Annotated in this window: 13 protein-coding genes; 7 read left to right on the top strand and 6 right to left on the bottom strand. The window is 72.9% G+C overall.

Annotation, left to right across the window (positions count from 1 at the left end):
* Positions 1 to 34 precede the first annotated feature (34 nt).
* Positions 35 to 1,075: a glycosyltransferase gene (locus ACTFTM_RS25620; protein ID WP_449562985.1), complete on the bottom strand. Its 1,041-nt coding sequence runs from the start codon at positions 1,073 to 1,075 to the stop codon at positions 35 to 37.
* 107 nt (positions 1,076 to 1,182) lie between these two features.
* Positions 1,183 to 2,427, bottom strand: coding sequence for a cytochrome P450 (locus tag ACTFTM_RS25615; RefSeq protein ID WP_449562984.1), 1,245 nt, complete (start codon positions 2,425 to 2,427; stop codon positions 1,183 to 1,185).
* Positions 2,428 to 2,638: 211 nt separating this feature from the next.
* Here ACTFTM_RS25615 and ACTFTM_RS25610 point away from each other — a divergent pair, with 211 nt between their 5' ends.
* Positions 2,639 to 3,034 (top strand): hypothetical protein, encoded by a 396-nt coding sequence (locus tag ACTFTM_RS25610; protein WP_449562983.1) that lies wholly within the window; start codon positions 2,639 to 2,641, stop codon positions 3,032 to 3,034.
* Between the two features lie 104 nt (positions 3,035 to 3,138).
* Here ACTFTM_RS25610 and ACTFTM_RS25605 read toward each other — a convergent pair whose 3' ends face one another.
* Complete coding sequence (locus ACTFTM_RS25605) at positions 3,139 to 3,357, bottom strand: DUF397 domain-containing protein (RefSeq protein ID WP_007464035.1); 219 nt, start codon at positions 3,355 to 3,357, stop codon at positions 3,139 to 3,141.
* Between the two features lie 69 nt (positions 3,358 to 3,426).
* Between ACTFTM_RS25605 and pepN the strand changes: the two genes are divergently transcribed.
* Complete coding sequence (gene pepN / locus ACTFTM_RS25600) at positions 3,427 to 5,943, top strand: aminopeptidase N (RefSeq protein ID WP_449562982.1); 2,517 nt, start codon at positions 3,427 to 3,429, stop codon at positions 5,941 to 5,943.
* A 48-nt stretch (positions 5,944 to 5,991) separates the two neighbouring features.
* Here the strand turns inward: pepN and ACTFTM_RS25595 are convergent, their stop codons facing one another.
* Positions 5,992 to 7,206, bottom strand: a complete 1,215-nt coding sequence (locus ACTFTM_RS25595; protein WP_449562981.1) for an FAD-dependent monooxygenase — start codon at positions 7,204 to 7,206, stop codon at positions 5,992 to 5,994.
* Positions 7,207 to 7,367: 161 nt separating this feature from the next.
* Positions 7,368 to 8,027 carry a helix-turn-helix transcriptional regulator gene (locus tag ACTFTM_RS25590; protein WP_449562980.1) on the bottom strand — a complete coding sequence of 220 codons (660 nt, stop codon included), beginning with the start codon at positions 8,025 to 8,027 and terminating at the stop codon, positions 7,368 to 7,370.
* 105 nt (positions 8,028 to 8,132) lie between these two features.
* Here ACTFTM_RS25590 and nadD point away from each other — a divergent pair, with 105 nt between their 5' ends.
* From nadD to ACTFTM_RS25565, 5 genes are all read left to right on the top strand, one after another.
* Positions 8,133 to 8,729, top strand: a complete 597-nt coding sequence (gene nadD / locus ACTFTM_RS25585) for a nicotinate-nucleotide adenylyltransferase (protein WP_449562979.1) — start codon at positions 8,133 to 8,135, stop codon at positions 8,727 to 8,729.
* 110 nt (positions 8,730 to 8,839) lie between these two features.
* The gene (gene rsfS, locus ACTFTM_RS25580; RefSeq protein ID WP_355053184.1) at positions 8,840 to 9,247 is read left to right on the top strand and encodes a ribosome silencing factor; all 408 of its coding nucleotides are present in this window, start codon (positions 8,840 to 8,842) and stop codon (positions 9,245 to 9,247) included.
* The gene (locus tag ACTFTM_RS25575; protein WP_449562978.1) at positions 9,244 to 9,873 is read left to right on the top strand and encodes a histidine phosphatase family protein; all 630 of its coding nucleotides are present in this window, start codon (positions 9,244 to 9,246) and stop codon (positions 9,871 to 9,873) included. The genes rsfS and ACTFTM_RS25575 overlap by 4 nt, the downstream gene beginning before the upstream one ends.
* A gap of 69 nt (positions 9,874 to 9,942) precedes the next feature.
* On the top strand, positions 9,943 to 10,797 hold the full coding sequence (locus ACTFTM_RS25570; protein WP_449562977.1) for a DegV family protein: 855 nt from the start codon (positions 9,943 to 9,945) through the stop codon (positions 10,795 to 10,797).
* Between the two features lie 4 nt (positions 10,798 to 10,801).
* Positions 10,802 to 11,575: an SDR family NAD(P)-dependent oxidoreductase gene (locus ACTFTM_RS25565; protein WP_449562976.1), complete on the top strand. Its 774-nt coding sequence runs from the start codon at positions 10,802 to 10,804 to the stop codon at positions 11,573 to 11,575.
* A 51-nt stretch (positions 11,576 to 11,626) separates the two neighbouring features.
* On the opposite strand, the gene ACTFTM_RS25560 is transcribed toward ACTFTM_RS25565, so the two are convergent.
* Entirely contained in the window at positions 11,627 to 13,105 is a 1,479-nt protein-coding gene (locus ACTFTM_RS25560; RefSeq protein ID WP_449562975.1) for an arabinofuranosidase catalytic domain-containing protein, read from the bottom strand.
* Between the last annotated feature and the right edge of the window lie 157 nt (positions 13,106 to 13,262).

Genomic DNA, 13,262 nt, shown 5'->3' with positions numbered 1-13,262 from the left:
CGCGATCTTGCACTTCCTGTTGCCGTCATGTGGGCTAGCGCCGCTTTTGTCCCAGCAGAAAGTGCAAGATCGCGGGGATTTCGTGGCGGTGGGCCGGGGTGCGGATTCTCGTGTCGCCGTAGCGGACTCCGCCGTGTAGCAGGCGTTGGGTTACCGCCAGCCAGCTACAGACGCCACGTTCGAGCAGCCAGAGCGGCGCGGCTAGCGGGGTGGTCGGGGGGAAGACGGTGACGCCGGCCGCACGGCGGCGACCCGCCTCGGCCAGCGCGACCACGGTGACCGCCATCGGAAACAGCAGCCGGGACCGGCGGCACGCGACCGCCGTGGCCAGCACGGGCAGGACCGCGAGCGCGGTCAGGAGGCGGGCCGGCTGGGCCAGGTCGTCGTACGCCTGACGGACGCGCTGGCCCCGAAAGTGCGCCGCGTCCGGCGGCAACCGGCGTACGTACAGCCAGGGCGGCGCGGCCTCGACGCCACCGTGGCCGCGCACGGTACGGATCAGCTCCAGGTTCTCGAAGAGCACGTCGTGGTCGTACCCGCCCATGGCGAGGAACGTGCTGCGGCGTACCGCGAGGGTGCCGGGGTAGTCGTTTCCGAGGGCACGGTTGAGCAGTGTCCGGCCGGTGTCCCACCAGGCGTGCCAGGGCAGGGGATCGAAGTAGTTCTGCGGCCGGACCAGGTCGACCCGGTCCAGCAGCCGGTGCACCGCGTGCAATCCGGCCTCGTCGTACCGGACGTCGTCGTCGGCTATCACCACGTACTCGTGGCGCGCCGCGTCGATCCCGGTGTGCACCCCCACCACCTTGCCGTTGAGACCGCGCCCGCTCGCGTCGGGCCGCAGGTGCCGGACCAGCCCGTGCCACCCCTCGGCGTGCCGGGCGAACAGCTCCGGTGGTGACCCGTCGACCACGATGACGTCCACGAGGCCGTTCAGCCGGCGCAGGTAGTGGGTCAGCTCGTCCAGGCCGGTGTCGGTGTGCCAGCGCAGCGGCAGGACGTACGCCATCGGCAGGGACGTTCCGCCGGTGTCGTGACGCGCGGGGCGCCGGGCGTCACCGGTGGCCGGAGCGGGCATCGGCGTCTCCTGGCGGGTGAGGTGCGGCGGGCGTGCGGCCCGCTGCACCTGCCCGCTCTGCGGCCGTCCAAACCGGCGCGGAGCGGTGACACCCGGACATGAGGGGGTCAGGCGCGGCGGACGTTGGTGAGGGTCAGGTGGCTGGGCGGCAGCGCGGGCATGCGCCGCAGGTCCAGGCGGAGGTCCTGCGGCGGCACGTCGTAGCGCATGTCGCCGGTCAGGTGCGTGACCGCCCGCTTCATCAGGTCGATGGTGATCCACTCGCCGGCGCAGCGGTGCCCGGTGGCGTGGTCGCCGCCGCCCTGCGCGATCAGCGCGAACGGGTCCACGCGGCGGTCGGCGAACCGCTCGGGGCGGAACAGCTCCGGTTCGGGCCAGAGCGCCGGGTGGTGGTTCGTGCCGTAGAGGTCGAGCAGCACCCGCCGGCCCTGCGGGAAGTGGTGGCCCTGCCAGTCGAAGGAGCGCCGGACGCGGGCCGCGGCCATCGGAAAGAACGGGTAGTAGCGGCGTACCTCCTGGACGAACTGCTCGGTGGCCCCGTCGTCGCCCCGGACCCGCTGACGCCAGCCGGGATGGTCGCGCAGGGCGAGCGCGGCGAAGACGATGTACCGGTCCACGGCGACGGTGGGACGCAGCAGGTTGAGCAGTTCCACGGCGGCGATCCGGCGGGGGAGCAGCGCCCCGTGCGCGTCGCGGTGCTCGGCGACGACCCGCAGGGGACTGTCGGCCGGGGCCGGGTGGATGCCGACCCGGGTCTGTTCGACGAGGTCGCCGATCCAGCGTTCGGCGCGGCGGCGGGCGAGCAGGCCCCGCCAGTGCCGTGGGCCGACGAGCGCCGGGCCCTCGATCATGGCGTGCAGGTCGACGGCGCGGCGGTCGACCTGTGACGTGGCCAGCGGCACCCCGGCCCAGGAGCAGACAACCCGGGTCAGCAGCCGGCCCAGCTCGTCGTAGAGCGGCACCGCGCCGGCCGCCTCCCAGGCGGGAATCCGTGCCCGCCACTCGGCGTCGAAGAGCTGCCCGAGCCGCCCGATCGCCGCCGGCGTCATGATCGACATGAACATGGCCTTGCGGTCGGTGTGTGCCGCGCCGTCCAGCCCCTGCACGCCGCCCCGACCGGTGAGCGTCCGCTGTACCCGCAGCGGCATGGCGCTCTCGCGCTGGAAGCGCTCGTTGTCGTAGAACAGCGCGGCGGCCGGCCGACCCCGTAGGCAGATGGTCGGCGCGAGCAGGATCCGGGTCGAGAAGACGTCGCTGCCGAAGCGGTCGCAGCGTTCACCGATGAACCGGTAGCCGGCACGCAGCAGGGCGAGGGTGCTGTCCGGGCTGCGGTCGGCCGGCATGGTCGCCATCGGGCCTCCTCGAGGGTCCGGCGGCGGCCCGCGTCGCCGCCGCGGCACGTCTACCCTCGTGGCCGCCGCGCAATCCCCGCGCCGACAGCGCGTCCGCTGGCCCCTCCCACGGGCGGCGGAACCTGGTTGGCTTAGCCGGTGGGGCCGTCGCCGGCCGGGAACGTCGGTCGACGCGGGCGACCCCGCCGGTCCACGACCACGGGGAGGACGAATGCACGACAACAGGGCGCCGCGCTGGCGGCAGCGGCGGGCGGTCGAGACACCGGGCGCGGGCCGGGCCGCGCGGTCACTGATCGGTCCGCCCGGTCGGCCGGCGCGACCGCGCCGGTTCTTCACCGTGCACCTGGGCTTCACCGCGCCCGGCGAGGCCGACGCCCGTGAGCAGGCGGTGGCGTACGCGGAGGCGCTGAGCCTGCTCCGCCCGGAGTTGGCGCTCGGGGCGGCGGCCCTGTCGCCGGCCGACGCCTGGCACCGGGCCGAACGGCTGTTCTGCGGTGCGGTCGGTCCGGACGGAGAGCGCTGCGTCGACGTCGCCGACCATCCCGGCTTCCACCACGCGCCGGGCCCGGGCGGTCTGGGCTGGGGCGACGGCGACCGGCGCGGCTGAGCGGGCCACCGCGCGCCCCCGGTCCAGCAGGGCGACCACCGTGTGCCGCCCGTGCCGGTGTCCTCGTCCCGAAGACGCCGGCACGGGCGACGACCGATGGCTGATCAGTCGAGGTCGAACTCGCCGTCCTGCGCGCCGGCCACGAACGCGTCCCACTCGGCCTGGGTGAAGACCAGCACCGGGCCCTCCGGCTCGGCGGAGTTGCGCATCCCGATCAGGTCGTCGACGAAGGCGACCTCGACAGCGCTCTCGGAGGTGTCCCCCTCGGCCCGTTGCCAGACCGCGCGGGAGAGGTCGAAATCGCCCTTGGGGTGCTGCGCCATGATTCTTTCCTTCACTGCCGGGGGCCAGGTGGGGACCGGCTGCCGATCCCCATCGGGCAGGATAAGCGGATGCCGAGCCTGACCCGTGTAGAGGCGACCGCGCGTGGCGCGGCGATTACTGTCGAGTCCTATCAGGTGGACCTCGATCTGACCGGCGACGGCGATCTGTTCCGTTCCCGCGTTCAGATCCGGTTCCGGGCGACCGCCGGGACCGTGACCTTCGCCGAGGTCAAGCCCGTCAACCTTCTTTCGGTACGCCTCAACGACCGCGCCGTCGACCCGGCCACGTTGACCGACAACCGACTGCCCCTGGCCGACCTGGACACGACGAACACCCTCGTCGTCGAGGCGGAGATGGCGTACTCCAACACCGGCGAGGGGCTGCACCGTTTCGTCGACCCGGCGGACGGCGAGACCTACCTCTACGCGGTGACGTTCCTCGACAACGTCCAGCGCATCTTCGCCGCGTTCGACCAGCCCGACCTCAAGGCGCCGTTCACCCTCTCGGTCACCGCGCCGCCGCAGTGGACGGTCTCCAGCAACGCCGAGGTGGCCGCCACGCCGGCCCCGGGGCGGTGGGAGTTCGCCCCGACCGCGCCGCTGGCGACGTACTTCTTTTCGCTGATCGCGGGGCCGTACCACGTCCGCCGGGCCGAGCACGACGGCATCCCACTGGCGATCTACTGTCGCCGGTCGCTCGCCGAGCACCTGGACGCCGACGCCGAGGAGATCTTCGACATCACCGGGCGGTGCCTGGACCGGTTCCACCAGCTCTTCACCGAGCGCTACCCGTTCGGCAAGTACGACCAGGCGTTCGTGCCCGAGTTCAACGCCGGCGCGATGGAGAACCCGGGCATCGTCACCTTCCGCGACGACTACGTGTTCCGGTCGGCGGTCACCGACACGCAGCGCGAGCTGCGGGCCAGCACCATCGCCCACGAGATGGCGCACATGTGGTTCGGTGACCTGGTCACCATGCGCTGGTGGGACGACCTGTGGCTCAACGAGTCCTTCGCCGAGTACCTGGGCTACCGGGTCACCGCCGAGGCGACCCGCTTCGACCAGGCGTGGACGACGTTCGCCATGCGCCGCAAGGCCTGGGGATACGCCGCCGACCAGCGTCCCTCCACCCATCCGGTCGCGCCGCAGGAGGTCGCCGACGCCGACGAGGGCCTGCTCAACTTCGACGGCATCTCGTACGCCAAGGGCGCCAGCGTGCTGCGGCAACTGGTCGCCTGGCTCGGCGACGAAGCCTTCCTCGCCGGCCTGAACGCGCACTTCGCCGCGCACCGCTTCGGCAACGCCACCCTGGACGACCTGCTGACCAGCCTCTCCGCCGCGAGCGGCCGGGACCTGTCCGGTTGGGCCGAGCTGTGGCTGCGCCGGCCGCAGGTCAACACGTTGCGCGCCGAGGTCGCCGTCGACGGCGACGGCCGCTACACCGAGGTCGCCGTGGTGCAGACCGCCCCCGCGTCCCACCCGGTGCTGCGCCCGCACCGCATCGGCGTGGGCCGGTACGCGGCGGACGGCACCGTCCAGCGCACGGAGGTGGATCTCGATCCGGCCGTCGACGGCGGTCGTACCGTGCTCGGCACGTTGACCGGCGAGCCGGCGGCCCAGGTGCTGCTGCTCAACGACGGTGACCTGACCTTCGCCAAGGTACGCCTCGACGACGCGTCGGCGGATGCCGTCGCGCGGGTGCTGCCTTCGCTGACCGATCCGCTCGCCCGGGCGGTGCTCTGGGGCGAGGCGTTGGACGCGGTGGTCGACGGCGAACGGCCGGTGGCCGGCCTGGTCGACCTGATGGTCGCGGCGTTGCCCGCCGAGACCGAGGTGATCATCGCGGAGGACGTGCTGACCCTCAGCCGGTCGCTGGTGGACCGTTACCTCGACCCGCTGGCCCGTTCGGCGGCGCTGGCCCGGATCGCCCAGGCGTGCCGGCGCCTGCTCGACGACGCGCCGGCGGGGGAGTCGTTGCAGCTCGCCGCCGCTCGGGGCTGGATCGCCGCGACCACCGACAGCGACCTGCTCGTCGGCTGGCTCGCCGGCCGGGACGTGCCGCCGGGGCTGACGGTCGACACCGAGCTGCGCTGGGCGGTGCTGCGCCGGCTCGTGGTGCTGGGCGCGGCGGGCGAGGCGGAGATCGCCGCCGAGGCGCGGGTCGACGTCAGCTCCGCCGGTGCGGAACAGGCCGCGTACTGCCGGGCCGCCGTGGGCGACCCGGCCGCGAAAAAGGCGGCGTGGGAGATCATCGTGCGCGACGCCGAGCTGTCCAACCGGCTGCTGGAGTCGACGGCCGAGGGCTTCTGGCAGCCCGAGCAGGCCGACCTGACCGCCGCGTACGTCGAGCGGTACTTCGCCGAGATGCCGGCCGCCGCTCGTCGGCGTACCTCCTGGACGGCCGACCGGGTGGCGAAGCTGGCGTTCCCCCGCTACGCCGTGGCGCAGCCGACCCGGGAGGCGGCCGCGGCGTTGCTGGGCCGCGACGACCTGACGGCGGGTCTGCGGCGGGTCGTCACCGACGCCGACGACGACCTGCGGCGGGCGCTCGTGGCGCGCACGGCGGTGGCCGCCGCATCGGCCTGAGGCCGACCCGAAGCGCGGGGTGGCCGCCGGGCCACCCCGCGCTCGTGCTCAGCCCAGGGCGGGTTCCGCCGTGACCGGCGCGTCGAAGTCGATGACGTAGCGCTGCTCGTGGGCGATGGTGCGCTCCGGGTTCATCGCCGTGCGCATGAGCAGCGGCATCAGCAGGGGCATCAGCGTCCGGGCGACCGGCCCGGGCGCCTTGGTGTGGTTGATCCGCGCCGCGCGGGCGGCGACCTTCTCGACCCGGGTGCGACGCAGCCGCACGTACGCCTCGAACGCCGACGTCACGTCGGGCAGGTCCCGCAGGCAGCGGGCGAGCTGCACCGCGCTCTCGATGGCGAGCGACGCGCCCTGCCCGGAGCTGTTCGACGGCGCGTGCGCGGCGTCGCCGATGAGCACCATGCGGCCCCGGTGCCAGTGCGGCACGGGCGGCATGATCTGCAACGCGCCGACCACCTGGAGGTCGTCGGCGGAGCTGGTGGCCATCAGCTCCGCGCCCGGGTCGTCGTCGCCGTAGGTGGCGCGCAACGTGTCCAGCCACTGCCGCGCGGGCACCGTACGGGCCTCGACGAGGCTCATCGGCCGGTGCCCCGGCAGGTTGGCGCCCCAGCGGGTGCCGCCACCCGGCTCCGGCCAGTAGAGGTAGTAGCCGCGCCGTCCGAAGGCGAACGTCATCGTGCCGGCCCCGGCGTCCACCTGGTGCCGGGCGACCGCCTCGAAGCCGAGCAGTCCGGTGAACCGGGGGCCGGGCGCGGCCGGGTCGATGAGGCGACGGACCGTGGACCGGATGCCGTCCGCGCCGACCAGGACGTCGGCGGTCGCCGTGGTGCCGTCCTCGAAGAGCGCAGTCACGCCGTCGTCGGCCTGCGTGACGTCGACCAGTCGCCTGCCGTACGCGAAGGTGACGCCCTCGGCGGCCGCCCGGTCGTGCAGCACCCGGTGCAGCTCGGCCCGGTGCACCACCCGCAGCGGTGGCACCCCGGCCAGCATCGGCAGGTCGATCCGTCGGGCGCCGACGGCCATGACGCTGCGGTGGATGGGCGTGGCGATCGCCGTCACCGCCTCGTCCGCGCCGACCGCCCGCAGGGCTGCGACGCCGTTGGGCGCGAGCGCGAGGGTGCCGCCGACGCCGCCCGCTCCGGTGGCGGTCGCCGGGTACGCCTCGGCGACGGTGGCCGTGATGCCGGCGCGGTGGAGCGCGAGGGCCGCCACCGGCCCGGCGATGCCGCCGCCGATGACGAGCGCGGTTCGTACCGTTGTCATGCTCTTTCTCCCTGGTGTCGTCGCGTGGGTGCGGACGAACCGTCCTGGGAGGGAACCCGGTTATCCTCGTGGTTGCCGCTTCGGGCCGGGTGCCTGCTCAGGTGTCGGTTCGAGGTAGGGCTCCGGCGGGGTGTTGGCGCACCCCGCCGGAGCCGTCTTTCTCAGTCGGCGGTGTCGGGGTCGCCGCTGGTCCTCTCGGCCAGCTCGGTCAGCTCGGCCGGCATCTCGCCGGTCTCGTGGTAGGCCCGCCAGACGTCCAGCCCCGGGTAGCTGCCCGAGGTCAGCTCCGCCAGCAGGGCCCGTAGCCAGGCGGCTTCGGCGTCCCGGATGGCCAGGTCGTATTCGTTCTCCACGAGGAACAGGCGCGGGATCTCGCGCAGGTGGGCGTCGAGCGTGTCGCGGTCGCGGCGGAGCGCGTCGTCCAGCCGTTCGAGCCGCTGTCGGAGCAGGTCGGTGGCCTCGTCGGGGTGCAGGGCGGCGAGGACGGACAGGCCGGCTCGGAAGCGGGGATGTTCCGGCATGGGTGTGCCGACCAGTTCGCGGGCCCAGTCGACCAGTTCGGCGCGCCCCGCATCGGTGATCCGGTAGACGGTGCGTTCCGGACGCCGACCCTCGCGGACGCTCTCCACAGCGGTGATCAACTCGTGTTTGTCGAGGTTGCGGATCACCGTGTAGAAGGAGCCCCACTTGAACTCCATGTCCTGGTCCTTGCCCCAGGCGCGCAGCGTGCTGGCCATCTCGTAGGGGTGCATGGGCCGCTGGACGAGGGCGGAGAGCACGGCCAGCGCCAGCAGGTTGCCGACCTTGCGCCGCTTCGGCATGACGCACCTCCAAATACTCGCCTACGAGTATACGCACGCGAGTAGTCGCCTCACCAGCCCTCGGGCCGTGACGACCGGGTGGGAGGTCCGGCCTACGATCACGGGGTGGAGGAAGATATCCGGCGTATCGGGATCATGGGCGGCACCTTCGACCCGATCCACCACGGGCACCTCGTCGCGGCCAGCGAGGTGGCGGACCGGTTCGGTCTGGACGAGGTGGTCTTCGTCCCCACCGGGCAGCCGTGGCAGAAGGCTGACGAGCCGGTCAGCCCCGCCGAGGACCGGTACCTCATGACGGTGATCGCCACCGCCTCCAACCCCCGCTTCCAGGTCAGTCGCGTCGACATCGACCGCAGCGGCCCGACCTACACGGTCGACACGTTGCGCGACCTCCAGGCCGAGTACGGCCCCAAGGTCCAGCTCTTCTTCATCACCGGAGCGGACGCGCTGCAACGCATCCTGTCCTGGAAGGACCTGGACGAGATCTTCGAGCTGGCCCACTTCATCGGGGTGACCCGGCCCGGGTTCGCGCTGACCGACAAGCACCTCCCGGCGGACACGGTCAGCCTGATCCAGGTGCCCGCGATGTCCATCTCGTCGACCGACTGCCGTGCCCGGGTCGCCCGCGGTGAGCCGGTCTGGTACCTGGTGCCCGACGGTGTGGTGCAGTACATCGCCAAGCGACGCCTCTATCAGTCCTGATCGCGCCCGGTATACGCCGGTTCGTACACCTAAGCGACCAGAACTGACGGCTCGGGACCTCGCCGGGTGTGAGACGCTTGGAGGATCGCACGCCTGATCGAAGGAGAACGGTGACAGTTTCCGAACGCGCGCACGAGCTGGCGATCGCCGCCGCACAGGCCGCCGCCGACAAGAAGGCGCAGGACATCGCGATCATCGACGTCGGCGACCAGCTCGCCATCACCGACGCGTTCCTGCTCGCCGCCGCCCCCAACGAGCGCCAGGTGCTCGCCATCGTCGACGCCATCGAGGAGCGCCTGCTGGAGCTTCCGGAGAAGGCCAAGCCGATCCGGCGCGAAGGCGAGCGGGGCGGCCGCTGGGTGCTGCTCGACTACGTCGACATCGTGGTGCACGTCCAGCACACCGAGGAGCGCGAGTTCTACGGGCTCGACCGCCTCTGGAAGGACTGCCCCACCATCCCGTTCGTCGACCGCGACCTGGTCGAGGCCGACGCCAGCGGGTCCGCCGCGGCCGAATGACCCGGCTGATCGTCTGGCGGCACGGCAACACCGACTGGAACGCCGCGAACCGCGTCCAGGGGCAGACCGACGTACCCCTCAACGAGCTGGGCCGCGACCAGGCCCGCGCTGCCGCGCCGCTGCTCGCGTCGCTGCGACCGGACGCCATCGTGTCCAGCGACCTGGGCCGCGCCGCGGAGACGGCCGCGGCGCTGGCCGCGCTCACCGGCCTCGGGGTACGCACCGACGCCCGGCTGCGCGAGCGGCACTTCGGTCAGTGGCAGGGCCTGCACCTCACCGAGGTCGCCGAGCGGTTCCCCGGCGAGTACGCCCGCTGGCGGGCCGGTGACCCGGCGCCCGGTGCGGACCTGGAGCCGCTGCACGAACTCGGTGAGCGGGTCGCCGCCGCGTTCCTGGCGGCGGCCGACGCGACGCCCGGCGGGACAGTGGTCCTCGCCACCCACGGCGGCGCCTCCCGCCAGGGCGTCGGCCACCTGCTCGGCTGGCCCTCCGACGTGCTGCGCACCATCGGCTCACTGGCTAACTGCCACTGGACCGAACTGCGGCACGACGACGTCCGGGGCTGGCAGCTCCGCGCCCACAACGTCGGCCTCGTCACCGCCCCGGCCGTCGTCGACGCGGTCTGAGCGCCGATCCCACCCGGGCCGGCGCTCGCACCTCGGCGCAGGGCGTCGTGATCGGCTAGCGTGCCGGGCATGCCCGTCGCGGTCGTCACCGACTCCACCGCCTACCTCCCACCCGAGCTGGTGCGGCGGCACCGGCTGACCGTCGTCCCGCTGACCGTCGTGCTCAACGGCGCGGAGGGGCTGGAGGGGGTGGAGACCCAACCCGCCGACGCCACCCGTGCGCTGGGGGAGCGGCGGGTGTCGGCCAGCACGTCCCGCCCGGCGCCCGAACAGTTCGCCCGGACGTACCGCCGTCTCCTCGACGACGGGGCCGACGGCGTCGTCTCGGTACACCTGTCCGCCGGCCTGTCCGGCACCGTCGAGGCGGCCCGACTGGCCGCCGTCGAGGTCGGCGGTCGGGTCGAGGTCGTCGACAGCCGCTCCACCGGCATGGGCCTCGGCTTCCCGGCCCTCGCCGCCGCCACCGCCGCCGAGGCCGGGGCGGACCTGACCGGCGTACGCGACGCGGCGCTCGCCGCGGTCGCCCGCACCACCGTCTGGTTCTACGTCGACACGCTGGAGTTCCTCCGCCGGGGCGGCCGGATCAACGCCGCCGAGGCGCTGCTCGGCACCGCCCTGTCGGTCAAGCCGATCATGCACATGCCGGACGGCGCGATCGTGTTGCGCGAGAAGGTGCGGACCGCCAGCCGGGGAGTCGCCCGGCTCGCCGACCTGGCCGTGGAGGCCGCCGGTGACGACGACGTCGACCTCGGCGTACACCACCTGGCCGCGCCGCAGCGCGCCGAGGCGCTGCTCGCCGCGCTCACCGCACGCCTGGGCGAACGCGTGCACGACACGTACGTCTCCGAGGCGGGCGCGGTGGTCGCCGCACACGCCGGGCCGGGTCTGGCCTGTGTGGTCGTGCACCGGCGGCCCCGGAGCTGACGCAGTGGCCGGCGCGTGCGTGGTGACCGGTGGCGGCCGTGGCGTCGGTCGGGCCGTGACGCACCGGCTGGTGACGACCGGCGTCACCGTCGTCGTCGTGGAGCGCGACGCCGAGGCGGTCGACTGGCTCGCCGGGCACCCGGCCGCCGACCGCCTGCTCGCGGTCGTCGGCGACGCCGGTGACGAGCGGGTGGCCGCGCACGCCGCCGAGGTGGCCGAACGCGTCGCCCCGCTCACCGGCTGGGTGAACAACGCGGCGGTCTTCCGGGACGCGGACCTGCACACGGCGTCGGCCGACACCGTGCTGGACCTGATCGGACTGAACCTGCGCCCCGCCCTGGTGGGCGCCGCCGTGGCGGTACGCCGGTTCCTGGCCGCCGGCACGGGCGGCGCCATCGTGAACGTGTCGTCGCACCAGGCCCACCGGCCGGTGCCGGGCGCCCTGCCGTACGCCACGGCGAAGGCCGCCGTCGAGGGGCTGACCCGGGCGCTGGCCGTCGAGTACGGGCGGCACGGCATCCGCGCCAACGCCGTCGCGCTCGGCTCGATCGCCACCGAGCGGCACGCCGAGTTCCTCGCCGCGCAGGAGCCCACCCGCGCCGAGCAGATCGACGCCGAGCTGACCCGGCTGCACCCGGTGGGCCGGATCGGGCGGGCCGACGAGGTGGCGGAGGCGGTCGCGTACCTGCTGTCGCCGGCCGCGAGTTTCGTCAACGGGGTGACCCTGCCGGTGGACGGGGGACGGGCGGTGCTCGGCCTCGACCCGGAGGCCCGCTGAGCCGGTGCCGTCGGGCCGCCTCCATCCGGAGGCGGCCCGACTGCTGCCCGATCAGCTACGCAGGGACCACTGCTGGTTCTGTTGCCCGTTGCAGGCCCAGAGGATCAGCTTGGTGCCGTTGGCGGTGGCGGCCCCGTTGGCGTCCAGGCAGAGCCCGGACTGGACGCCGGTGAGGGTGCCGTTGGCGTTGACGTTCCACTGCTGGTTCGTGCCGCCGTGGCAGTCCCAGATGATCACCTGAGTGCCGTTCGCCGTGCCCTGGCCGTTGGCGTCGAGGCACTTGTTGCCGTACACCTGGATCTGCTTGCCGGCCGTGTAGGTCCAGCGCTGCGCGGTGCTGTTGCTGATGCAGTCCCACAGTTGCACCTGGGTGCCGTTGGTGGTGGTGCCGTTCGGCACGTCGACGCAGCGACCGGACTGCGCGCCCACGATCTGGGCGTTCTGCTGCGGGTTGCCGCCGCTGGCGGGCGTGTAGGCGGCAGCGGCGATGTTGGCCTGGACGGCGTCCTCGGTGGCCGCGGTCGGGTAGCCGGAGGTCAGCACGCCCTCGAAGAAGGTGCCGCGGCCGGTGATGCTGTTGTCACCACCGATGCCGAGGAGGATGGCCCCCTCCTTCTTCATGGGGTTGTAGCCGTTGGGACGCCGGCCGTCGAAGTAGGTGGTCAGGCCACCCGACTGCGAGTTCCCGCCCCGGATCGCCCAGTGGTTCGGCTCGCCCTTGACCATGGCCGTCACGAAGCGGTGGTTGATGGACGCGATGTTGTTGTAGCCCGCGTTCACCCCGGAGAACAGGCCCCACTCCAGGTCGGCCATGATCCAGGGACCCGCGCCCGCTCCGTAGCCCCACTGCTTGTTCGCGCCGAAGTAGACCGTCTCCATGATCGCGCGCTCGTCGGCCTGGACGTTTGTCTGCGCGTTGCCGTAGTCGAAGCAGCACCACTGGTTGTAGTGCGTGCCGTCGACGACGGCGTAGATGCCCTCGGGCTGGTCGCCGGTCGCGACGCCGTTGGTGTTGTTGTTGCGGTAGCCGGTGCCGGGGGCGATGTAGACGCCGTACGCCTTCTGGCCGCCGATGGTGACCGGTGCCGCCTTCGCGTCGGCGAGGTTGTCGTACCCGCCGGGCGCCGGACCGGTGAAGCCGCCCGGAGGCGCCTGCGTGAGGCGGTTGTTGCGACCGGACTGGTCGTAGATGATCGTGATGACGCAGCTCGTGTTGGCGCAGAACGTGTCCTGGGTGGCCGCGTTGGCGACGCCACCGGCGCTGAGCACGCCGACGTCGCGGGTGGTGTTGTCCGACGATCTGCGAACCTGGTAGAGCGGGCCGTTGTACGCGCCGTACAGGGCTCGGGTGGTGCTGTGCGCGGCGACGCACGGCGTGCCGCCGGAGGCGTAGATGTCACACGGGCCGGTGCCGGCCGCCCGGGCGACGCCGGGCGTCTCCGTGACCAGGTAGACGCCCGCGCCGGCGACGAGGACCAGCAGGGTCCCCGCTGCGGCCAGCAGGCGGTGCAGCCTTCTCTTTACGTCCATGGTTCCCCTCAGGTGCGGCGGTGGTGGTGGGGGGTGACGTCACGCGTGATAGCGCTAACATTAATCCCCATCCATGAATGCGCGCTACCTTCCGGCGGCTCCCGCGCCGTAGCAGACACGAGCATGATCAGGGCGTTGTCCACAGTGGCGTCGACTG

This window comes from Micromonospora sp. RB23 (assembly GCF_053585025.1).
Note: the sequence above shows the minus strand (reverse complement) of the source record. Positions and strands in the feature narration are given on the sequence as shown.